Origin of the sequence: Gottfriedia acidiceleris (assembly GCF_036421055.1) — a bacterium.
Classification (GTDB): Bacteria; Bacillota; Bacilli; order Bacillales; family Bacillaceae_G; genus Gottfriedia; species Gottfriedia acidiceleris_C.
Genome location: NZ_JAZGQS010000007.1, coordinates 252,235 through 276,489, shown reverse-complemented (window position 1 = coordinate 276,489; position 24,255 = coordinate 252,235). Strand labels below are relative to the sequence as shown.

Here is a 24,255-nt window from a genome sequence, read left to right as displayed (position 1 = left end):
ATTCTTTGCGAATAGTTATAGTGAGAATAAATAAAGAAATTTTTACAAAGGGGAAAAAATTAATGAAAAAATTATTAGTACATACGACTGCTACAGCACTATTATTATCTCAGTTAGGATTCTCTAGTTCAGTACTTGCTGCTGAAAATGATACAGTTTCACCAACTGACCAAAAGGAAGAAGCACCTGCATTAGTTAAAGGCGATTTCTTCTATTTTGTAAAAACAACAGTAGAAAAAATTCAACTGTTATTAACAACGGACAAAGTTAAAGAAGCAGAACTTTTAGCACAATTTGCTCAAGAGCGCATTCATGAGGCAAGAGAATTAATTAAAGAAGGTAAAGAAGATTTAGCAAAAGAAACATTAAAAGAAGCTTTAACTCAAATGGATACTGCTCAAGGCCAAATTGATGGTAAACTTCCAACTGTCACTGGACCAACGACTTCAGAAACAACAGAAGGTACTGTTACTACGAAACCAGCAGAAGATTCAACTGAAGTAGAAAAAGAAGACACAGAAAAAGTTGAAACAGATAAACAAGATACAGATAAAGAAGAAGTAGAAAAAGAAGACCAAGAAAAAGTTGAGACAGATAAACAAGATACAGATAAAGAAGAAGTAGAAAAAGAAGACCAAGAAAAAGCTGAGACAGACAAACAAGAAACTGATAAAGAAGATCAAGAAGCTAAAACAGAAAAAGAACATGTTGAAAAACAAAAATTAACAAAAGAGCAAAAAGAAATTGCAAAAATTCAACATCATTTAAATAATAATTTACTGGTTTTAGCAAATGTTTTAGATCAAGTTAAAAATCCAAAAGCAAAAGCTGCGATTGCTAAAAATATTGAAAAAAGCTTTAACAAAATTTCTGATAGATTAGAGAAAGTTTTAAAGAATACAGAACAGGATTCAACTGCTCTAAAACCAGTTATTACAGTTCAATACCCTGATGCAACTACAGATCAGTCAGCTACACCAGAAGTTATTACAACAGTAACTAAAATTGAGGACGTAAATGACACAGACGTGAAAACGGTTAATGAAGATGATCAAGGTGAAAATGAAGACAAAGATGATGCTGCTGAAGTTGCGACAAAACCTGTAACAGTAGAGCATAAGGAAGAACATCAACATAAGTCAAAAGAAGTAAAACCAGTTAAAGTAAAAAAAGTAAAAGTTGAAAAAGAAGAAAAACACGTAGTAAAGCGTGAAGTAAAGCATGAAGTAAAGCATGAAGTAAAACACGAAGTAAAACACGTAGTAAAGCATGAAAATAGTTCAAACCATAGAAATCAAGGTGAACATGAAAACCGTGGAAACCATAAGGGAAATGAAAAGCAAGAGTGGAAAAAAAATGAGAATTCTAATAACCAAGGTGAAAACCATGGAAATGGACATGGTAAAAATTAATAAGTAACTATTTCCATTTACCTTTCAATAAAATCATATGAAACATTTCATAAGATGCGATATGCTGAAGTTTAACTATTTAAATTAAAATGGTGCCTCATACATTCATTTGATTATATAATGAGTGGAGGCGCCTTTAAGTTTTTATGGCTAAGCAATCCTCTTTTGAAAGGAGATCGGGTCTTGTTACTTACAATTTTTCAGACGCTTTATAAAAGAAAAGAAAAAATTGAAGATATTGTATTAACAATACAACAGTCTTCATCAAAAGAACTAGATGATTTTATAGTTCAATATACTCCTTTTATAAACAAAACTGTTTCGACTATTTGTGGAAGATATATTACCAATCAAGAAGATGAATTTAGTATCGGTTTAAATGGATTTCATGAAGCAATTAAATTATATTCATATAAAAAAGGTGCATCATTTCTTTCTTTTGCTAAATTGATCATAAAACGAGAACTAATCGATTTCTTTCGGAAGGAATCTAAATATCAATCGTTAACCTTAGAACTAACCGGTTCAGATGATATACATAAACAATATGATGACCATGTGTATAGCTCTTATATAAAAAACTTTGATGAAATAAACCGTAAAGAAGAAATTATTCATTTCAGTGAGATGCTGAAACAATTTGGAATTTCATTAGAAAATTTAGTAGAGGTATCGCCTAAACATGAAGATACAAGGGAGCATATTTTTTCAGTTGTAGACCTTGTTACATCTGATGAAGAAATGTTAACTTTTCTATATAAAAAGAAAAAATTACCGATGAAAATACTAGAAACGAAAGTTAATATAAGTCGGAAATCGCTAGAAAAACATAGAAAATATATAATTGCCATGTGTATCATTAGCGTCAATGAGTATATTTATTTAAAAAACTATTTAAAAAGGGGGAACTGAAGATGAACAATGGAATTGTATTAAAAGTTAATCATTCTTCTGTAGTTGTACTAACAGCTAACGGAGAATACGTAAAATGTAAAAAGATATTGTCATCCTACTCGATCGGTGAAGAAATTCAGTTCCCCAATAATGCAATCATTTTAAATAAAAAAATGAAATTGAGCATCCCTAAATTGATACCTGTTGTTATTGCAAGTGGATTAATTCTTTTTTCTTTTATATTTGTAAATGTGAACAACAATGAAGCATTGGCGGCAGGAAAGGTTACAATTAACTCAGAAGCAAAGTTATCTTTAATATTGGACAAACAGTTAAAGGTCATTGCATTAAAAGGTCACAATGAACAAGGTAAACAAGTGATCGACAAAATGGATCACTGGAGAAATGAACCCCTCCATTTAGTCATGGATGATTTAGTTGATGAAATGGAAAATTCTAAAGTAATTGAACCAAATGAAATAATTAAATTAACTGGTGAGATGAGAAAAGAATTTAAAAATAAACAAAGTAAACTAAATCATGAATTGCAGGATATTCAAGACAGTAATAGTCATTTTAATGTCCCAAATTCTAAGGAACTTGATCAGCAAAAGGTTAAAACTCAAAATCAAAGCCAGAATCGAAATAAAGAACAAAGTGTTAATTCTAATTCAACAAAAGTAACAAAAGTAACAAAAGGTGAAACCAATTACAAGAATAATGCTAGTTTAAAGTCACCTACAATCGAAAAAGTACAAAATAATAGTAGTCATTCAAAAGAAGAAGTTAAGAGCGTTAGACATCAAGATGAGCACTGGGGAAATAAGCAGCGTCAATGGAATCATAAAACTCAAGATGAACACCATGAATCATCGAATCAAAATCATAAGAAACAATACAACAACAATGAAAAGCATCCAGTCAAAAAAAAAAATGACGATAAAGATGACCGCGAGTTAAGAAGAAGTAATAATGATCAAGGAAGAAATGAAAATAAAGAAGACTGCCATGGCTGCAATAATCGTTCTAAAAACAATCAAAATGAGAACAATAATGGTTGGAAAAATGGAAATGAAAAACACTCAGATTAATAATCTGAGTGTTTTTTAACTAATCCCATGAAAAAGAATAAAGCTTAGGAAATACTGCTAATCACCATGGTCATTCTTTATAAATACATTGGTAGCTCTACCATGACCGACTACAAAGTTTCCTTTCAAATAACCTTCATATTGAAATTGATAAGTACATGTTGCAGAATTATGATCCGTAGTTAACCATTTTACATTGGTAACTCTGTAAACTTCATCTTGAATAACATTCCAGGCATTTTCAAAATACTGCTGAATTTCTAGTAACGAAATACAGGTTTTGTCTGAAAACCAGTAAATGGCGTCCTTGTGAATATATTTTTTTATTTGATTAAAATCATGAGTATTTGTTGCTTTTATGTATTGTAGTAGCGCATTTTGATAGCTCACTTACAAACAACCTTTATTGTAGTGTTGAAGTAAGATTTGTAGGTGAATATCGATAAACCATCATATCATTATTTTGCAAAATTGATCAGTTCATTTAAAGCCAAATAAACCTTCAAGGTAAGTTAAACTTCCTAAGGGACTATTAGTATAAATGAACTTTATAATTACGTTCTTAACACTTTTACTTTCTGCTATCATGTCTTTGGTACTTAGCTTCTCAACTTAAGTTACTTCGATCATACCACCACTTATTCGTTTATAACCTCTCCATTTTGCTATATCTTCCATTAATTGCAATAGAGCTAAATCCTTTTTTTTCGATTCAATCATTATATCGATATCACTTCCAATTGATCTGACAATGTCAAAGAAGGGCTTAATAAAATCAAGGTCGATTAAATCTGAATGTGCTCTAAACTCTTTATCGGATTTAGGAGATGAAATATGAATTTTAGGCTTCAAATATGTATGCTCCCAAGTAGAAAATATTAGGGGTAATAATTTCTCTAATGGTTCTTCACATAAGTTTGCCATATGATGATGATAGTCAAATACGAGCGGAATACCTTCGTTTTTACAAACCATTAGTGTTTCAGCGGTATTGTACGTCTTATCGTCATTTTCTAGTGTCATTTGTTTTTTTATGTGAGCAGGGAGCTTTTTTATGTTTTCATAAAAACGTTGAATTGCAAGCTCTTTATTTCCATAAGCTCCTCCAATATGTATATTAATGACACTTTGGTCTGAAATACCCATTGCTTCAAGAACTTTATAATGATATTCCATATCAATCACAGCATTATCAGTTATATGGGGTTTATCACTTGTAAAAAGCGTGAATTGGTTAGGATGAAAACTAACTCTTAATTCATGCTTCTTGATAAAATCACCTATTTCTTTAAATTGTTTGTGAAAAATATTTAGATAATCAAACTCTACATCTGGATGAGTCGCCAAAGGGACCATTGAAGAGGACATTCTATATAAGGGAATTTGTTGTCCCACATTATAATGAAGTGCTCTATACGTATTTTCAATGTTTTGCGATGTAATATAAATTAATTTATCTAAACGTTCGTCCTGGTCAAGGGCTTTATAACGTGTAAATGTAAGAGTTTTTGCAGGTGAACAATTATATAATGATAATGCATGTGATACATATCCAAATCGAATGATCATATTTTGTTCACCTCTACTTTGTTTTTATGTATGTGTCATAACATTACATTAATGGGGAAAGAAGCTTAGATAAAAGCTTGCGACATTTCCATAAAAATGTTGTTTTTTTATAATATCCAATAGGATACGATTTTGAACGTTCTAAGTCGTTAATAAATATTTCTTTGATCTTCAATATGAAAGACTCACTCGAAAAAATACAGCTCCATTCATCATTTATGCAAAGACTTCTACGATCAAAGTTAACGGAACCTACATCACAGCAACAATCATCGATGAGTAGTACTTTGGCATGAAAGAACCCTTTCTGATAATGAAAAACTTCTCCACCACCTTCTAAAATTAAAAGGAGATGTGGAAAACTCGCCTCTTTAACTAGTCTGTGGTCTTCTTTTTCAGGGACCATTACGCATATGTGGACGCCTCGATTAAGAGCGGCAAGAAGTGCGTTCATTAGTTTTTTTGTTGGAATAAAATATGGTGTACCAATATAAATATATTTTTTTGCCTGATCGATTAAATCTTTGTATAGGTTCTCAATGCGTACAAAGTCCGAAGAATAGAAGTGATGCTCGATTTTCCCTTTTGCTAATTCATCATCATTCATTAACGTAAAGGATTCTCCGCCACTTCTAACCCAATCTATTAAAAATTGAGTGTGTAAATCTTTCACACCTTCACCTGTCATTCGAATATGATAATCTCTCCAATAACCTAAATCTTCATCAAAACCAATATATTCTTTGCCAATATTAAAACCACCAAAATAGCCAATTCTTTGATCTATTACTGTAATCTTTCGATGGTTACGGTGTTGAAAACGATAAAGGGTAAATGGAAATCCTGTTCGTCGATTAAAAAGTACTTCTACGCCATTCTCTTTTAGTTTTTTTATTCTTTTACGCTTTAGTCCAAAACTGCCGATCCAATCAACAAGCAAGCGTACTTGTAATCCTTCACAAGCTTTTCTTTCAAGCAATGATAAAAATTTTTCGGATGTATCATCATTTCGAACTATATAAAAAAGCATAGAAATGCTACTACTTGCTTCTGATATATCGTCTAGAAGATGCTTGTACAAATCATTACCATCAGTTATTAACATTGTTTCACTATATCTTTTTTTAAATGGACAAGTCTTATCATATTTATGAAATGCTTTATAGCCAAAATAAAGATCTAAGCTAGCAAGGAGTATAAGAAAGAGTAGAGCAATTAAGCAAATACAAAGAATCATATAATTAAACTCCTTTACCTTTTACGTGTTGATAGTATGACCATATACATTGAAGAATATGAAAAAGAGACAATTAAATATGAAAAAGTATTTGACTGAATAGTCATTCATAATATAATTAAAGTATATATTTTCTGAATATTATTATGGTTATAAATTTTTAAACAGTAAGCGTTTTCTTTATAACCGGGAAAATTGGGGGAGGAATACATCATGAATCATGCACTTTTGTATTTGAACGCACTAGGGTTTGTGGCAATTACAGTTTATGCAGTTTATTTATTCATTTACCTGATTCAAACAAGACTTGCCTATATCAAATTAGGTAAAAAAGAAGAATTTGAAAGAAATTTAAAAGAACGTTTTCAAAAAATTTGGGTCAATGTTTTTGGCCAAAAAAAGCTTTTGAAGGATAAGAAAAGTGGATTTATTCATTTATTATTCTTTTACGGATTCATTTTAGTTCAAGCTGGGGCTTTAGACTTTATTATAAGAGGTCTTGTTCCAAGCGCACATTTACCTCTTGGACCTTTGTATGGTGCATTTACATTTTTTGAAGAAATCATTGCATTACTAATATTGGTGGCAGTTGTTTGGGCCTTCCATAGAAGATATATTGAAAAGTTAGTTCGACTAAAAAGAGGTTGGAAAAGCGGTTTAGTTCTTATTTTTATTGGTTTATTAATGTTATCAACACTATTTGGTAATGGCATGGGAATCATTTGGCATGGTGAAGCAACAAGCTTTCACGAACCAATCGCATCATTAATTGCAACAATATTTAACGGTATTAGTAAGCCTTTATCAATATCATTATTCTATGTTGCTTGGTGGACTCACTTAATTTCACTTTTAACGTTCTTAGTATATGTCCCTCAATCAAAACACGCACATTTACTTGCTGGTCCAGCGAACGTGTATTTTAATCGTTTAACGAAAGCAGGGAAGTTAGAAAAAATAGATTTTGAAGATGAAACACAAGAGACATTTGGTGTTGGAAAAATCAGCGACTTCCGTCAATCACAGTTAATTGACTTATATGCTTGTGTTGAATGTGGTCGTTGTACTAATGTATGTCCAGCTACTGCAACTGGAAAAATGCTATCACCAATGGATTTAATTTTAAAACTTCGTGATCATTTAACTGAAACAGGGGCTGTTGTAACGTCTCGCGCACCTTGGGTTCCAACAGTTGCATTTTCTAAAACAAAAGGAAATCAATTAGCATTTGCTTCTCAAGGAAAACAAGAATCAGCAGCAACATTGGAATATAGTCCAAGTTTAATTGGTGACGTAATTACTGAGGAAGAGATCTGGGCATGTACAACTTGTCGTAACTGTGAAGATCAATGTCCTGTAATGAATGAGCACGTAGAAAAGGTAATTGATTTACGTCGTTATTTAGTTTTAACAGAAGGTAAGATGCAACCAGATGCTCAACGTGCAATGACAAATATCGAACGTCAAGGAAACCCATGGGGATTAAATCGTAAGGACCGTGAAAACTGGAGAGAATTAGATGAAAGTATCCATATCCCAACAGTTAAAGAAGCTCAGAAAGCCGGAGAAGAAATTGAGTACTTATTCTGGGTTGGTTCAATGGGTTCTTATGATAATCGAAGCCAAAAAATCGCATTAGCATTTGCGAAACTTATGAATGAAGCTGGAATTAAGTTTGCTATTTTAGGTAATAAGGAGAAAAATTCTGGTGATACACCTAGACGATTAGGTCAAGAATTCTTATTCCAAGAGTTAGCAAGTAATAATATTGCAGAAATTGAAAAAGCAGGAGTAAGTAAATTAGTAACAATTGACCCGCATGCTTATAACACATTTAAAAATGAATATCCTGATTTTGGTTTATCAATAGAAGTTTATCATCATACAGAATTATTATCTCAATTGGTTAAAGAAGGTAAATTAAAGCCGGTTCATCAAGTAAATGAAGTGATTACTTACCATGATTCATGCTATTTAGGTCGATACAATGAAGTTTATGAAGCTCCTAGGGATATTCTTCGTGCAATCCCTGGCGTCAAACTAATTGAAATGGAGCGTAAACGTGAAACAGGTATGTGCTGTGGAGCGGGTGGAGGATTAATGTGGATGGAAGAGCATGTTGGTAATCGTATTAATGTAACACGTACTGAACAAGCACTTGCTGTTAGTCCAAATGTAATTGGAACAGGTTGTCCTTATTGCTTAACAATGCTATCAGATGGAACAAAAGCAAAAGAAGTCGAAGAAAGTGTTAAAACACTAGATATAGCAGAGCTTTTAGAGTTATCGATTTTTGGTGACAAACAAAACCAAGCTTCATAAAAGTTCTATAACATTTCAATCTTCATAAAATAGCAATGAAAGGTGTGCAACTTGTACACCTTTCACACTGCCTGGCATCGTTTTAAACCGCCTTTTATTTAGTGAATTGATTGGTTATAGGACTTTATTATAGAGGAGAAATAGATAAAATTTATAGGGGGAAAATGGGATGAGTAAAACAGTTATAGTAAGTGCAGTTCGTACACCATTAGGACGTTTTGGAGGCGCTTTAAAGGGCTTTAGTGCTGCCCAATTAGGTGGTTTTGCTATTAAAGAAACTTTGAGTCGTGTTAACAATCCGTTAGAAACAATCGATGATGTAATAATGGGAACTGTTTTACAAGGTGGCCAAGGTCAATTACCTTCAAGACAGGCACTTCGTAATGCCGGATTACCTTGGGAAACTAGATCAGAAACAATAAATAAAGTATGTGCATCTGGTATGCGTAGTGTTATGCTTTCTGATCTATTGATACGATCAGGCGAAAGTAAACGTATAGTTGCAGGTGGAATGGAATCAATGAGTAATACACCTTTTTATCAAACCTCTTTAAGATGGGGAAATAAAATGGGGAATACAGAGTTAAAAGATGGTCTTCTAGTAGATGGTTTAACTTGTTCATTTACTGGTGTTCATATGGGTACGTATGGAAGTGAGGTTGCTAAAATCGAGGACATATCTCGTGAGCAACAAGACGAGTGGGCACTTCGTAGTCATCAACTTGCTGTTGAATCAATTAAAACAGGGAAATTTAAAGAAGAGATTGTAACGATTGAATCCGTTGACAAAAAAGGAGTCGTAACAAAAATTGAAGTAGATGAGTGTCCAAGAGAGGACACTACTATTGAAAAACTAGCTAAGCTGTCACCAGCATTTGATCGTGACGGAACAATCACAGCTGGTAATGCACCTGGACTAAATGACGGAGCTGCAGCTCTTTTATTAATGAGTGAGGAAGATGCAAAATTAAATGGCTACCTACCTTTAGCTACAATTGTTGCAACAGAATCAATGGCTGTAGAAGCAAAGGACTTCCCAAGAACTCCGGGATATGTCATTCAAAAATTATTACAAAAAACAAATAAAAAGATTTCAGATATCGATTTATTTGAAATTAACGAAGCATTCGCAGCAGTAGTTTTAGCAAGTTCAAAAATTGCGGATATACCTTTAGAAAAAATTAATGTAAATGGTGGAGCAATTGCTCTGGGACATCCAATTGGAGCAAGTGGTGCAAGAATCATCGTTTCATTAATTAATGCACTTAAAGCAAGAGGTGGCGGCTTAGGTATTGCTGCAATCTGCAGTGGCGGTGGTCAAGGAGACGCAGTCTTAGTAGAAGTACGATAAGAGAGAAAAGCAAGAATAGCAGGGGATGGGAAGAGTAGGAAGGGTAAGGAGAGGAATATTTCTTTCTGCCTAAGTACTACCTCCCTTTAGCTGTTATTTTTTTTTGCTTTTCTATTTTTGCATATTAACTTGATCCTGTTTTTCCTTCCTTCCAGACTTGAAAATTTTTCTACAAAAAATAACAGGAATTTTCAGATTTTCGTCTAATATTATACGAAGTAGACTATCTTTTTAGTTAAAATAGAAAATTTTTGTTAACGCTTACAAGATTCGACAAAAACAATATGGCAGAGATAAGGGAGCAATTAAGTTAAGGGGAATAGGATATAAAATAATTATCTTCAATATAAACCTTTCGCATGATTGTGATCCTTGTCCTTGCAAAAATCGGGGGAAATGATCTATGCAATTTCGTTTAAGTGAAGAACATGAAATGATTCGTAAAATGGTAAGAGATTTTGCTAGAAATGAGGTTGCTCCGTCAGCTGCTGAGCGTGATGAGCATGAAAAATTTGATCGTTCAATTTTTGATCAAATGGCAGAGTTGGGATTAACAGGTATTCCATTTCCAGAGGAATATGGTGGAATCGGTAGTGATTATTTAGCTTACGTTATTGCGGTTGAAGAGCTTTCTAGAGTTTGTGCTTCAACAGGTGTGACTTTATCAGCTCACACTTCATTAGCTAGTTGGCCAATATATAAATTTGGCACTGAAGAACAAAAACAAAAATTCTTAAAACCGTTAGCACAAGGAACAAAAATCGGTGCTTATGGATTAACTGAACCAGGATCTGGGTCAGATGCTGGTGGTATGAGAACGACTGCTAGAAAAGAAGGAAACGAATATATATTAAATGGTTCTAAAATATTTATTACGAACGGTGGAGAAGCGGAAATTTACGTCGTATTTGCAGTGACTGATCCGACAAATAAACATGGAGTTTCTGCATTTATCGTTGAAAGTGATACACCAGGTTTTTCAGTTGGCAAGAAAGAAAGTAAATTAGGTATTCGTTCATCACCTACAACTGAAATTATCTTTGAAGAATGCCGTATCCCAGCTGAAAACCTATTAGGTGAAGAGGGTAAAGGATTTAAAGTTGCGATGCAAACTCTTGATGGGGGTAGAAATGGAATCGCTGCTCAAGCAGTAGGTATTGCACAAGGAGCACTAGATGCGTCAGTTGATTATGCTAAAGAGCGTGTTCAATTTGGTAAACCAATTATTGCTCAACAAGGTGTCTCATTTAAACTTGCTGATATGGCTACAAGTATCGAAGCTTCTCGTCTATTAACTTATCAAGCTGCATGGTTAGAATCAAATGGGCTTCCATATGGTAAGGAATCTGCTATGTCTAAATTACTTGCAGGAGATACTGCAATGAAGGTTACAACAGAGGCAGTACAAGTTTTCGGTGGCTATGGATATACGAAGGATTATCCGGTAGAACGCTTTATGAGAGACGCTAAAATCACTCAAATCTATGAAGGAACACAAGAAATTCAAAAACTAGTAATCTCAAGAATGCTATAGAAATTAATATTTATTCTTTTGTTCGCATTACGAATAATTAGGATAGCTTGGTAAAGGGAATATGGATGGCTCTTTACCAAGTTTTCTTTTACAAAAAAAGCAATTATAATTCTGGGGGATGATTAGTATGGTAGAAAAGTATCAAGCTAAGCACAAGATTCGTTTCGTTACTGCATCAAGTTTATTTGATGGCCATGACGTGTCAATCAATATGATTAGAAGATTATTGCAAGAAAATGGTGTTGAAGTTATTCATTTAGGCCATAACCGCTCTGTAGAAGAAATTATTAACGCAGCAATTCAAGAGGATGTACAAGGTATTTCAATTTCTTCCTACCAAGGTGGACATATGGAGTACTTTAAATATATGTACGACTTGCTTCAAGAAAGAGGCGCATCTCACATCAAGTTATTTGGTGGTGGTGGTGGCGTAATTCTGCCTAAAGAGCAAGAAGAGCTAGAAGCATACGGAATCACTAAAATCTATTCACCTGAAGATGGTCGTATAATGGGACTTCAAGGAATGATTAATCATATGCTACAAAGCACAGATTTTCTTCCACCTTTGAAGGACTTAGAAAACGTTCAAAAACTATCTGCTACAAATCATAAAGAAATTGCTAGATTTATTACTTTAGCTGAAAATAAAGGCTCTCTAGATTCAAGCTTAGAGATGGCCGCAACATTAGAAAAATCAGAAACTTGTAAAAGTGTAGTAATTGGTATGACTGGTACTGGTGGAGCGGGTAAGAGTTCTTTAACAGATGAGCTAGTACGCCGTTTTATTCAAGAGTTTCCAGAAAAAACAATCGGTATTGTTTCAATTGATCCAACCAAACGTAAAACAGGTGGGGCACTATTAGGTGATCGTATTCGTATGAATTCAATTCACCATCCAAATGTGTATATGAGAAGTTTGGCTACTCGAGACAGTCAATCTGAAATTTCAAATGCATTAGAAGATGCTATTTCAATCTTAAAATCAGCTAATTTTGACGTTATTTTTGTTGAGACAAGTGGTATAGGTCAAGGTGATGCTGCAATAACTAAGTACAGTGATATTCATCTGTATGTTATGACAAGTGAATTTGGAGCACCTTCTCAATTAGAAAAAATTGATATGATTGACTTTGCAGATTTGATTGCAATTAATAAATTTGAACGTCAAGGCTCAGAAGATGCATTACGTCTTGTTCAAAAACAATATCAACGTAGTCGCCATCTTTTCCATGATGATATCGCTACAATGCCTGTATACGGAACAATAGCTAGCCAGTTCAATGATGCAGGAACTAATAATTTATTTTTAGCTCTAACAAAATCAATTGAACAACACACTGCAAATGAGTGGAATACGACATATATTAAGCCAGGTAATGTGGAGAAACAACATGTCATTATTCCAAGTAATCGTCGTTTCTATTTAAGAGAAATTGCAGAAACTGTAAGAAACTATCACGAAAATACTGAAGTTGAAGCAGCAAAAGCTTCAAAACTTTATCAAATTGAAGGTACACTGTCTGAAATAGAGTCACAAAATATTGAAGATGCAAAACATACATTAGTAGATTTGAAAAATAAATTTGAAGAATCTCTTGCTCCATCTACAAAACAAGCTCTAAATCATTTTAAAGAGATTAAAGAAGCATATTCAAAAGATCAACTAATTCAAAAAATTAGAGATAAAGAAATTAAAGTAGAGTTAACAACTACAACTTTATCGGGCACAAAAATACCGAAAGTATCTGTACCTACTTATCGAGATTATGGAGATTTATTAAGATGGGTAGCGAAAGAAAACGTACCTGGATACTTCCCGTTTACAGCTGGAGTATTCCCATTCAAACGTCAAGATGAAGATCCTAAGAGACAATTTGCTGGTGAGGGACCTCCAAGTAGAACAAATAAACGATTCCACTATCTATGCGAGAATGACCCAGCTAAACGTTTAAGTACAGCATTCGATTCAGTAACCTTATATGGAGAAGACCCAGCAATCCGTCCTGATATTTTTGGGAAAATTGGTGAGAGCGGAGTTAATGTATGTACTTTAGATAATATGATTGAGCTTTACAAAGGTTTTGATTTATGTAGTCCTTCAACATCTGTTTCTATGACAATTAATGGTCCAGCACCAATTATTTTAGCGATGTTCTTAAATACTGCTATCCATCAACAAGTTGAAATCAAAGAAAAAGAATTAGGCCGTATTTTAACAGTTGAAGAATTTACTGAATTAAAGCGAGTAACTTTACAAAAAGTTCGTGGTACTGTTCAAGCTGATATTTTAAAAGAGGATCAAGGGCAAAATACATGTATTTTCTCAACAGAATTCGCTTTAAAAATGATGGGTGATATACAACAGTATTTTATTGATAATAATGTTCGTAATTATTATTCAGTTTCAATTTCTGGATACCATATTGCTGAAGCTGGAGCAAATCCGATATCACAACTTGCATTCACTTTATCAAATGGATTCACTTACGTTGAATATTATTTAAGTCGAGGCATGAAAATTGATGATTTTGCACATAATTTATCGTTCTTCTTTAGTAATGGGCTTGATGCTGAGTACTCGGTAATTGGCCGTGTAGCGAGAAGAATTTGGGCTGTTACGATGAAAGAAAAATATGGTGCATCTGAACGTAGCCAAAAACTTAAATATCACGTTCAAACTTCCGGTCGCTCATTACATGCCCAAGAGATGGCATTTAATGATATTCGTACAACATTACAAGCGTTACTGGCTTTATATGATAACTGTAACTCACTTCATACAAATGCATATGATGAAGCTGTTACAACTCCTACTGAGGAATCTGTACGTCGAGCAATGGCGATTCAGCTTATTATTCAAAAAGAAAATGGTCTATCGAAAAATGAAAATCCTATCCAAGGATCATTTATTATTGAGCAGCTAACAGACTTAGTAGAAGAAGCAGTCTTAAAAGAGTTTGAGAGAATCAGCGACCGTGGTGGCGTGCTAGGTGCGATGGAGCTTCAATATCAACGTGGCAAAATTCAAGAAGAATCACTTTATTATGAAACACTTAAACATAATGGTGAACTTCCGATAATAGGAGTAAACTCTTACATCAATCCTAACGAACAAATGGAATCAATTAATACAATGGAAATCGCTAGATCAAGTTACGAAGAAAAACAATCGCAAATCGATCATGTAGAGCATTTCCAAGTGAAACATAAATCAGAAGCACAAGTAGCGCTAGAACAATTAAAACAAGTTGCTCGTCAAAATGGCAATTTATTCGAAGAGCTAATGAATACTGTTCGTGTTGCTAGTTTAGGACAAATCACTCAAGCATTATATGAAGTAGGCGGACAATACCGTAGAAATATGTAAAAAGAATTGTGAAAAGCTGTTTTTCCTGCTTTAAGAAAGCAAAAGCAGCATGTGACTGGTGTTAGGTAGAATGGGCGTCTTTTAGACGCTCATTTTACTATTTTCGCGAAAAATTAATCTAATATTGAAAAATATAGACAAGGTGCTAGCATATTTAACATAGTTTTGTTTATAATGAAAGATATGTATTTTATAGCTAACTAGTAAAATTTATACATAATGTTATTAAATTATGGTGAAAATATTATTTTTAAAGGAGTGCTTACCTTGAGTTTAAAGCAATACTCGGAAGAGCAATTAAAAGAATTATCGCTTATTGAATTAGCATATGAACTTTTTTCTGAAACAAAGGAACCAATTTCTTTTTATGATTTAGTTGACCAAATGGCAACAGTTTTAGGTGTAACTAGAGAAGCATTACTAGAAAAACTTCCTCAATTTTATACAGAATTAAATATTGATGGTCGCTTCGTATGTTTAGGTGAAAATCGTTGGGGATTACGTGCTTGGTACCCATACGATCAAGCAGAAGAAGAAGTATTACCTGTTGCCAAACCTAAGAAGAAACGTAAACAATTGGAAGAAGATGATGAGTTCGAAGATTATGACGCATCTGATGATGAAGATTTCGAAGAGGAAGAACTTGATTTAGACGAGTTAGATGAAGATCTAGTTGATGATGATGAAACTGATGAGTTTGATGACGAAGAAATCGATGAAGATGATGAAGACCTTGAAATAGATGATGAAGATTTAGAATTAGAAGATGAAGATGAAGAATTAGATGAATTTGAAGAGGAAGAAGAACTATAAGTTCTTGACTTTTAAGTACTGAATGAGTAGAATTCTTATTGGGCTCTTTAAAAAGAACGAAATATATTTTGACGCTCCCTATTTTAAATAGGGGGCGTCTTTGTTTTTTTACAAATACTTAATGTAATAAAACAATAAAAGCAATGTTTGCTTTCGATTCAATTGTTAAAAATTTGCATGAAAAAACCCAATTTTGGATGACAATAAAGCATGCATACAAAATGTTATTAAATAATTTTTTATAAAGGTTTAGCTTTGTAATTTCTTGTAAGGAAAAATAAAATACGAATGCTAAAAATGAAAGGGGCTCAATTATGACAAAGTATATTTTTGTAACAGGTGGCGTAGTTTCTTCTCTTGGTAAAGGGATTGTTGCAGCATCTTTAGGACGACTTCTAAAAAACAGAGGATTAAATGTAACAATTCAAAAGTTCGATCCGTACATTAACTTAGATCCAGGAACAATGAGTCCATACCAACATGGTGAAGTTTTCGTAACAGATGATGGTGCAGAAACAGACTTAGACTTAGGTCATTATGAAAGATTTGTTGATATTAACGTTACTAAATTCAACAATGTAACATGTGGTAAAGTTTATTCTACGGTATTACAAAAAGAACGTCGTGGAGATTACTTAGGAGGAACTGTACAAGTTATCCCACACATTACAAATGAGATTAAGGACAAAGTTTTCCGTGCGGGTCGCGAAACGAATGCTGATGTTGTTATCACTGAGATCGGTGGAACAGTTGGTGATATCGAGTCATTACCTTTTATCGAAGCTATTCGTCAAATTAAAGGCGATGTAGGTCGTGACAACGTAATGTATGTTCACTGTACACTTCTACCTTATATTAAAGCTGCTGGTGAGTTAAAAACAAAACCAACACAACACAGTGTAAAAGAACTTCGTAGCATTGGTATTCAACCAAATGTCATCGTATTACGTTCAGAAACATCTGTACCACAAGAAATGAAGGATAAAATAGCTCAATTCTGTGACGTAGATGCTAAAGACGTAATCGAATGTGTAGATGCAGATACTCTTTACGAAATCCCATTAGCATTACAAGCACAAGGATTAGACAGTATCGCATGTAATCATTTAAAACTACAAACAAATGAAGCGGATATGACAGAGTGGATTTCTTTAGTAGACAAAGTTAAAAATCTAACTAAATCAACAAAAATCGCTCTTGTTGGTAAATATGTTGAATTACAAGATGCTTATATTTCAGTAGCAGAGGCATTAAAGCATGCAGGATATGCTTTTGATAGCGAAATTGAAATTAAATGGATTAATGCAGAAGAAGTTACAACAGCTAATGTAAATGAACTTTTAAGCGATGTAGATGGAATTCTTGTACCAGGTGGATTTGGAGACCGTGGAGTAGAAGGCAAAATCTTGACGGCACAATTTGCTCGTGAAAATAACGTACCATTCTTAGGAATTTGTCTAGGTATGCAAATTGCGTCAATTGAATTTGCTAGAAATGTTTTAGGCTTGAAAGGTGCTCACTCAGCTGAAATCGATCCTACTACTAACTATCCAATCATCGATTTATTACCAGAACAAAAAGATGTAGAAGACTTAGGTGGTACATTACGTTTAGGTTTATATCCATGTAAATTGGTTGAAGGTTCAAAAGCATACGAAGCTTACGGAGAAGAAGTTGTTTATGAACGTCACCGTCATCGTTATGAGTTCAATAATGAATACCGTCAACAAATGGAACAAGAAGGATTTATCTTCTCAGGTACTAGCCCAGATGGTCGTTTAGTAGAAATTATTGAGTTACCAAATCATCCTTGGTTTGTAGCTTCACAATTCCACCCAGAGTTTATTTCTCGTCCAAATAGACCACAACCATTATTCAGAGATTTTGTAGGAGCATCACTACAAAACCGAGGTTAAGGAAATAAAAAAACCCAACAGATTTTATTAAAATCATGTTGGGTTTTTTCTTATTTAGAACATATTTTTCAGTCGAAATCTGATAGGATTTCACTCATTGTAAGTAGTAGGCAGTGATAAATAAATAATCCAATAAGTAGTGTAGGTAAACAGATTCGGTCTCCCTCGTCAGTTGGAACAAGTTTTCTTGTTAATTCATAGTTAATAAATACATCTGCTAGATCTGATAAATGGTCTTCTCCATTAATCGTAGTAGAGACGATCACTAATCCAATGTTTAAGTCTGATAGTTTATTAGCAAGAAGAATAGCTTCTTGATCATCCGTCTGTCTTGTAAATAACAGAACTCGATCTACTGGAGATAAAGACTGGATTTCGTTGTTAATCAACAAAGGTTTAATTGAGTCGTTATGCTCTGCACCATCAGTTATTTCTGAAACAATACCAGCAAATTCTTTTGTGCCATGAACATAAACGCATCCCTCGCCTATAACTGCCTGTGCTAGGAAGCGTGAAGCATCTTCAAATACTTCCTCTTGTTTAACTATTTTTTGAAAAACGCCATTCAGTTGTGTCGAAAAAATTTTTAACATTAAATAATACTCCCTCTTATAAAAGTATGGTCTAACCATTATACTGTAATTTAGATAGATACAAAAAAATTTGAAAAAGTAATTTTTTGTAAATTTTTCAAACGTATGCAGGAAAAAAGGATTTTTAGTAGAATGTAAAAATTTAGGGGAATTTGTATTTTTTTAAGCAAGGTTATCTGGTTTAGAAAGGTGGTACTATTTTTGGGAAGTAAATTACTTATAGTAGACGATCAGTACGGAATTCGTTTGCTTTTACACGAAATTTTCAAAAAAGAAGGCTATGAGGTATTTCAAGCTGCTAATGGTTTTCAAGCAATTGATATTGTAGTGAAGGATTGTCCCGACTTAGTTATTCTTGATATGAAAATACCAGGTATGGACGGAGTGGAGATTCTAAAGCGAATCAAAGAAATTAATAAGGACATTAAAGTCATTTTGATGACGGCTTATGGTGAACTAGATATTATTGAAGAAGCTAAAAAATTAGGAGCACTACAATATTTTCCAAAACCATTTGATATTGATGAAATTAAAAAGGTTGTTAGAGAACATACTTCACAACCACAATCTCAGCAGTAAAATAGCAGATGGGTAGCGGACCATCTGCTTTTATTTTTATCTATTAATTGTAAGCGTTTTTGGAAATGGCTGATAAAAACGTTAGAAATAATGTTTAATTGTCTAATATGTTACGATAATACGAACATTAGATGATATTTGTTGTGTTTTCATATCATTTTTTGTATTCTTATGTTGTGATATAAATACCTTATAATTTACATAATAAAGAACGATTTGTAGCATTATAATCTTGTTAGTAAAATTATGGGTGCAGATTAATTTTCAAAAAAGAGTATATAAGGAGGGCTTAAAATGCCTTTAGTATCTATGACTGAAATGCTTAATAAAGCAAAAGAAGGTAAATACGCTGTTGGTCAATACAATATTAATAACTTAGAGTGGACTTATGCAATTCTTACTGCAGCTGAAAAAGAACAATCACCTGTAATTCTAGGTGTTTCTGAAGGTGCAGCTAAATACATGGGTGGATTTAATACTGTTGTAAAAATGGTAGAAGGTTTATTAATTGATTTAAAAATTACTGTACCTGTAGCGATTCATCTTGACCACGGTTCAAGCTTTGAAGCATGTAAAGCTGCAATTGACGCTGGATTTACTTCAGTTATGATTGATGCTTCTCACGATCCATTTGAACAAAACGTTGAAACAACTAAAAAAGTTGTAGACTACGCTCACTCTCATGGTGTATCTGTAGAGGCTGAATTAGGAACTGTTGGTGGACAAGAAGATCATGTTGTTGGAGACATTATTTATGCTGATCCAGCAGAGTGTAAAGAACTAGTTGAGCGTACTGGCATTGATTGCTTAGCTCCAGCTTTAGGTTCTGTTCATGGACCATACAAAGGTGAACCAAAATTAGGTTTCGACGAAATGGAACAAATCGGTAACGAGACGAATGTACCATTAGTATTACACGGTGGAACTGGAATCCCAACTGAACAAATTCAAAAAGCAATCGCTCGTGGAACTGCAAAAATTAACGTAAACACTGAGAACCAAATTGCTTTCAATAAAGCTGTTCGTGAGTTTGTTGCAAATGATCAAAAACAATACGATCCACGTAAAGTTCTTGGACCAGGTCGCGAAGCAATTATCGCAACAGTAGCTGGCAAAATCCGTGAGTTCGGTACTAGCAACAAAGCGTAATATTTTAAGTTTTTTAGCCTAAAATATGTTATATTATAATAAATTAAGCCGTCTAAATTATGTTTAGACGGTTTTCTTGTTTAACAAAGCCGTTTTTAGTAATAATTTTATATGTTTTTTCATTTAGACTTGAAGATATAAGATAATAATGATTAGAATTAGTTTAGGTCTAGTTAAGAGTTTACCAAATATCTATATCTACTTTATTAACTAATCAAAATTTATTTAAAGGTTTTACTCAATTTTTATTGAAATTCAAGATATTGTAATTAACCGATTCGAAGCAAAAGTCTTTACAATAGACTGTAGCTCTCGTATAAACTAAGATTAGAGAAGTAGAATTTTGGAGAAAATAGGTAGAAACTATTCGACAGTTGAGAAGTTTAAAAAATTACTTCTCTACTATTTTCTTCTGCTCATTTAGAAGGGAGTATACTATGGAAAAGCTTGTATTAGAAGGCGGTATACCTTTAAAAGGGACAATTCGTGTTAGCGGTGCCAAAAATAGTGCAGTGGCTTTAATCCCAGCAACTATCTTAGCAAGCTCACCTGTGACACTTGAAGGAGTTCCTTCTATTTCAGATGTTCAAACACTATGTGACCTTTTAGAGGAAATAGGTGGTCAAGTAGAAGTATCTGATGAAAAAATAATGATTGATCCATCAAATATGGTTGCAATGCCACTTCCAAGTGGGAAAGTAAAAAAATTGCGAGCGTCTTATTATTTAATGGGTGCAATGTTAGGTAGATTTAAGCAAGCGGTTATAGGCTTACCAGGGGGATGTTATCTTGGCCCAAGACCTATTGATCAACATATAAAAGGTTTTGAAGCATTAGGCGCAAAAGTAACGAATGAGCAAGGTGCAATCTATTTAAGGGCAGAAGAACTAAAAGGTGCACGTATCTACTTAGATGTAGTGAGTGTTGGTGCAACGATTAATATTATGTTAGCAGCAGTTTTAGCAAATGGTAGAACTGTTATTGAAAACGCTGCAAAAGAGCCTGAGATTGTTGATGTAGCTACTTTATTAACAAGTATGGGTGCTAAAATTAAAGGTGCTGGTACTGATGTAATTCGAATTGATGGAGTAGAATCACTATCTGGCTGTACACATACAATTATCCCAGATCGTATTGAAGCAGGAACTTATGCAATATTAGCTGCTGCAACTGTGCAAGAAGGGGACAAGGTTGTTGTTGATAATGTTATTCCTCACCATTTGGAATCGCTTATCGCGAAAATGAGAGAAATGAATATAGATATTGACACGAATGACGATCAAATTATCGTCTCAGGTTCAAATAAAGAACTAAAATCAGTAGATATCAAAACTTTAGTTTATCCAGGGTTTCCAACTGACCTACAGCAGCCGTTTTCTGTGCTGTTAACGAAGGCAAATGGGACAGCCGTTATAACCGATACAATTTATGGTGCAAGATTTAAGCATATTGATGAGCTTAGAAGAATGAGTGCAACGATTAAAGTTGAAGGTAGTACGGCTATTATTTCCGGTCCTTCACAGTTACAAGGTGGTCGTGTAAAAGCAAGTGATTTACGTGCTGGAGCAGCTTTAGTTATAGCAGGCTTAATTGCAGAAGGTAAAACAGAGCTAACTGGATTAGAGCATGTTGATAGAGGATATGAGGATTTAGTTGAAAAGCTTTTAGGTTTAGGAGCTAATGTATGGCGTGTTCAACTAACTGAGCAAGAAGTTGAACAATTAAAAAACGCGTAAGATTGGGTGTTAACATACTCATAACATAATTTAGTTTTCATTTACATCAAAGGGGGAGTTTTGAATGGAAAGAAGTTTATCAATGGAGTTAGTTCGTGTTACTGAGGCAGCGGCACTAGCATCTGCAAAATGGATGGGTTTAGGTAAAAAGGATGAAGCAGATGATGCTGCGACAACAGCAATGCGTGACGTATTTGATACGATTCCTATGAAGGGAACAGTTGTAATTGGAGAAGGCGAAATGGACGAGGCTCCAATGCTTTATATCGGTGAGAAACTAGGTAATGGATATGGTCCACGAGTAGATGTAGCAGTTGATCCACTTGAAGGTACCAATATCGTGGCATCTGGTGGATGGAATGCTTTAGCAGTTATTGCAATTGCTGACCATGGCAATTTATTACATGCTCCTGATATGTATATGGAGAAACTTGCAGTAGGACCTGAGGCGGTTGGTAAAGTTGATATCAATGCATCTGTTCTTGAGAACTTAACGGCTGTAGCAAAAGCAAAAGGAAAAAATATTAATGAAGTCGTTGCAACAGTATTAAATAGAGAACGCCATGCGAAGTTAATTGAAGAAATTCGCTCAGCAGGTGCTCGAATTAAACTAATTAACGATGGTGATGTTGCGGGTGCAATTAACACAGCTTTTGATCACACAGGTGTTGATATTCTATTTGGAAGCGGTGGAGCACCAGAAGGAGTTATCGCTGCAGTTGCATTAAAATGTTTAGGTGGAGAACTTCAAGGGAAGTTATTACCTCAAAATGAAGAAGAGATCGAACGTTGCAAACGCATGGGTATAGAAGATCCAAACCGTGTATTATATATGGACGATTTAGTTAAGGGTGACGACGCAATTTTTGCTGCTACTGGTGTAACAGATGGAGAATTGCTAAAAGGTGTACAATACAAAGGAAATGTAGGTTCTACGCAATCATTAGTTATGCGTGCTAAATCAGGAACTGTACGTTTTGTAGATGGACGTCACAGCCTGAACAAAAAACCAAACCTAGTTATTAAATAATCAAAACGCTTAAAGGCTTGGTTTTGATGGAGGTTAATAATGAATTAAAATTCTTTGTTAACGAAATCAAAATCTAGCTATTAATTTAGTAGAATAATGACTCTTCCCTTTATTTACCAAGGGGAAGAGTCATTAAATAGTTTAGTCGAAAAATAGTTGGCATAAAAAACTCTTTCGAATTATAATCTCAATAGATAGTAAACCTATTAATTCTAATTACTTAGAATATTTTTAGGGGAAAAGGTTACACTAAAGAGTAATACTTTATGTAAGTTTCCTTCAAAAAACCTTCTAAATAACCTTCCGAATTAAGAAAACCCTAATTTGAACGAATAAAAGTAAAGAGTGGTGTTATATGAGTTTAACAATCTCTGCATTAGAAAACATGAAATTAAAAGATTTGTATGAACACGCGAAGGTAATGAAAATTTCGTATTACAGCAAATTAACGAAAAAAGAACTTATTTTTGCAATCCTTAAAGCGCAAGCGGAAAAAGATGGATTAATGTTCATGGAAGGTGTACTAGAAATTATCCCTTCAGAAGGATATGGATTTTTACGTCCAATTAATTATTCACCAAGTTCAGAAGATATTTATATTTCTGCATCTCAGATTCGTCGTTTTGATATGCGAAATGGTGATAAGGTTTCTGGAAAAGTACGTCCACCGAAGGAAAATGAAAGATACTTTGGTCTACTTCAAGTAGAAGCAGTCAATGGAGATGATCCAGAGAATGCCAAAGAACGAGTTCACTTCCCGGGATTAACTGCATTATATCCAAATAGACAAATGAAGCTTGAAACTTCTCCTGCTAAGTTTTCTACAAGAATTATTGATATGATCGCCCCAGTAGGATTTGGTCAACGTGGTTTAATTGTTGCCCCTCCAAAAGCCGGTAAGACAGAGTTATTAAAAGAAATTGCAAATAGCATCACAACAAATCACCCAGAAGCTGAATTAATTGTATTGCTAATTGATGAGCGACCAGAAGAGGTAACGGACATTGAACGTTCTGTAAAAGGAGATGTTGTAAGTTCAACTTTCGATGAAACTCCTGATAGTCATATCAAGGTTGCTGAATTAGTATTAGAGCGCGCTATGAGACTAGTAGAGCACAAGAAAGATGTCATTATTTTAATGGATAGTATCACTAGGCTTGCTCGTGCATATAATTTAGTTATTCCACCAAGTGGTCGTACATTATCAGGTGGTATTGATCCTGCTGCATTCCATAGACCAAAACGATTCTTCGGTGCTGCACGAAATATCGAAGAAGGTGGAAGTTTAACGATTTTAGCAACAGCTTTAATCGACACTGGCTCACGTATGGATGATGTCATTTATGAGGAATTTAAAGGTACCGGTAATATGGAACTTCACTTAGATCGTTCATTAGCTGAACGTCGTATCTTCCCAGCAATTGACATTCGTCGTTCTGGAACACGTAAAGAGGATCTATTAATACCAAAAGATCATCTGGACAAGCTATGGTTAATGCGAAAAACAATGTCAGATATTCCAGACTTTGTTGAACGTTATTTCAGAATGCTTCGTCAAACGAAAACAAATGAAGATTTCTTCAATACGATGACTGAAGAAAGTAGAAAAACACCAGTCTCTAATAAATAGTTGGAAGATATAAGCAATCTGAAAGAGAAATA

General features: G+C 34.0%; 18 protein-coding genes. 14 read left to right on the top strand and 4 right to left on the bottom strand.

The window, feature by feature from the left end; genetic code table 11:
• The first annotated feature begins 62 nt into the window (after positions 1-62).
• The 3 genes from RAH41_RS13215 (at position 63) to RAH41_RS13205 (ending at position 3,397) form a co-directional block, all read left to right on the top strand.
• Positions 63-1,412, top strand: a complete 1,350-nt coding sequence (locus tag RAH41_RS13215) for a DUF5667 domain-containing protein (RefSeq protein ID WP_331222994.1) — start codon at positions 63-65, stop codon at positions 1,410-1,412.
• A gap of 183 nt (positions 1,413-1,595) precedes the next feature.
• The gene (sigI, locus tag RAH41_RS13210; protein ID WP_331222993.1) at positions 1,596-2,324 is read left to right on the top strand and encodes an RNA polymerase sigma-I factor; all 729 of its coding nucleotides are present in this window, start codon (positions 1,596-1,598) and stop codon (positions 2,322-2,324) included.
• 2 nt (positions 2,325-2,326) lie between these two features.
• Positions 2,327-3,397, top strand: coding sequence for an anti-sigma factor domain-containing protein (locus RAH41_RS13205; protein WP_331222992.1), 1,071 nt, complete (start codon positions 2,327-2,329; stop codon positions 3,395-3,397).
• A 57-nt stretch (positions 3,398-3,454) separates the two neighbouring features.
• Here RAH41_RS13205 and RAH41_RS13200 read toward each other — a convergent pair whose 3' ends face one another.
• From RAH41_RS13200 to cls, 3 genes are all read right to left on the bottom strand, one after another.
• Complete coding sequence (locus RAH41_RS13200; RefSeq protein WP_331222990.1) at positions 3,455-3,787, bottom strand: nuclear transport factor 2 family protein; 333 nt, start codon at positions 3,785-3,787, stop codon at positions 3,455-3,457.
• A gap of 222 nt (positions 3,788-4,009) precedes the next feature.
• The gene (gene uvsE, locus RAH41_RS13195) at positions 4,010-4,966 is read right to left on the bottom strand and encodes a UV DNA damage repair endonuclease UvsE (RefSeq protein WP_331222988.1); all 957 of its coding nucleotides are present in this window, start codon (positions 4,964-4,966) and stop codon (positions 4,010-4,012) included.
• A gap of 43 nt (positions 4,967-5,009) precedes the next feature.
• The gene (gene cls / locus RAH41_RS13190) at positions 5,010-6,203 is read right to left on the bottom strand and encodes a cardiolipin synthase (RefSeq protein ID WP_331222986.1); all 1,194 of its coding nucleotides are present in this window, start codon (positions 6,201-6,203) and stop codon (positions 5,010-5,012) included.
• Between the two features lie 213 nt (positions 6,204-6,416).
• On the opposite strand from cls, the gene RAH41_RS13185 reads away from it, so the two are divergent.
• The 6 genes from RAH41_RS13185 (at position 6,417) to RAH41_RS13160 (ending at position 17,506) form a co-directional block, all read left to right on the top strand.
• Positions 6,417-8,525 carry a heterodisulfide reductase-related iron-sulfur binding cluster gene (locus RAH41_RS13185; protein ID WP_331222984.1) on the top strand — a complete coding sequence of 703 codons (2,109 nt, stop codon included), beginning with the start codon at positions 6,417-6,419 and terminating at the stop codon, positions 8,523-8,525.
• Between the two features lie 169 nt (positions 8,526-8,694).
• Positions 8,695-9,876: an acetyl-CoA C-acetyltransferase gene (locus tag RAH41_RS13180; protein ID WP_331222983.1), complete on the top strand. Its 1,182-nt coding sequence runs from the start codon at positions 8,695-8,697 to the stop codon at positions 9,874-9,876.
• Positions 9,877-10,279: 403 nt separating this feature from the next.
• On the top strand, positions 10,280-11,410 hold the full coding sequence (locus tag RAH41_RS13175; protein ID WP_331222982.1) for an acyl-CoA dehydrogenase: 1,131 nt from the start codon (positions 10,280-10,282) through the stop codon (positions 11,408-11,410).
• A 127-nt stretch (positions 11,411-11,537) separates the two neighbouring features.
• On the top strand, positions 11,538-14,777 hold the full coding sequence (gene icmF / locus RAH41_RS13170; protein ID WP_331222981.1) for a fused isobutyryl-CoA mutase/GTPase IcmF: 3,240 nt from the start codon (positions 11,538-11,540) through the stop codon (positions 14,775-14,777).
• Positions 14,778-15,044: 267 nt separating this feature from the next.
• Positions 15,045-15,590 carry a DNA-directed RNA polymerase subunit delta gene (gene rpoE / locus RAH41_RS13165; protein ID WP_331222980.1) on the top strand — a complete coding sequence of 182 codons (546 nt, stop codon included), beginning with the start codon at positions 15,045-15,047 and terminating at the stop codon, positions 15,588-15,590.
• Positions 15,591-15,904: 314 nt separating this feature from the next.
• Complete coding sequence (locus RAH41_RS13160) at positions 15,905-17,506, top strand: CTP synthase (protein ID WP_331222979.1); 1,602 nt, start codon at positions 15,905-15,907, stop codon at positions 17,504-17,506.
• 68 nt (positions 17,507-17,574) lie between these two features.
• On the opposite strand, the gene RAH41_RS13155 is transcribed toward RAH41_RS13160, so the two are convergent.
• On the bottom strand, positions 17,575-18,099 hold the full coding sequence (locus RAH41_RS13155; protein WP_331222977.1) for a DUF2529 family protein: 525 nt from the start codon (positions 18,097-18,099) through the stop codon (positions 17,575-17,577).
• Positions 18,100-18,300: 201 nt separating this feature from the next.
• On the opposite strand from RAH41_RS13155, the gene RAH41_RS13150 reads away from it, so the two are divergent.
• The 5 genes from RAH41_RS13150 to rho all read left to right on the top strand — a co-directional run bounded on the left by RAH41_RS13150 (position 18,301) and on the right by rho (position 24,223).
• Positions 18,301-18,678 carry a response regulator gene (locus tag RAH41_RS13150; protein WP_025671030.1) on the top strand — a complete coding sequence of 126 codons (378 nt, stop codon included), beginning with the start codon at positions 18,301-18,303 and terminating at the stop codon, positions 18,676-18,678.
• 294 nt (positions 18,679-18,972) lie between these two features.
• The gene (locus RAH41_RS13145) at positions 18,973-19,827 is read left to right on the top strand and encodes a class II fructose-bisphosphate aldolase (protein ID WP_331222975.1); all 855 of its coding nucleotides are present in this window, start codon (positions 18,973-18,975) and stop codon (positions 19,825-19,827) included.
• Between the two features lie 437 nt (positions 19,828-20,264).
• On the top strand, positions 20,265-21,563 hold the full coding sequence (locus tag RAH41_RS13140; RefSeq protein WP_331222972.1) for a UDP-N-acetylglucosamine 1-carboxyvinyltransferase: 1,299 nt from the start codon (positions 20,265-20,267) through the stop codon (positions 21,561-21,563).
• A gap of 64 nt (positions 21,564-21,627) precedes the next feature.
• Positions 21,628-22,593 (top strand): class II fructose-bisphosphatase, encoded by a 966-nt coding sequence (gene glpX / locus RAH41_RS13135; RefSeq protein ID WP_331222970.1) that lies wholly within the window; start codon positions 21,628-21,630, stop codon positions 22,591-22,593.
• A 355-nt stretch (positions 22,594-22,948) separates the two neighbouring features.
• Positions 22,949-24,223 (top strand): transcription termination factor Rho, encoded by a 1,275-nt coding sequence (gene rho, locus RAH41_RS13130; RefSeq protein ID WP_025671034.1) that lies wholly within the window; start codon positions 22,949-22,951, stop codon positions 24,221-24,223.
• The last annotated feature ends 32 nt before the right edge of the window (positions 24,224-24,255 follow it).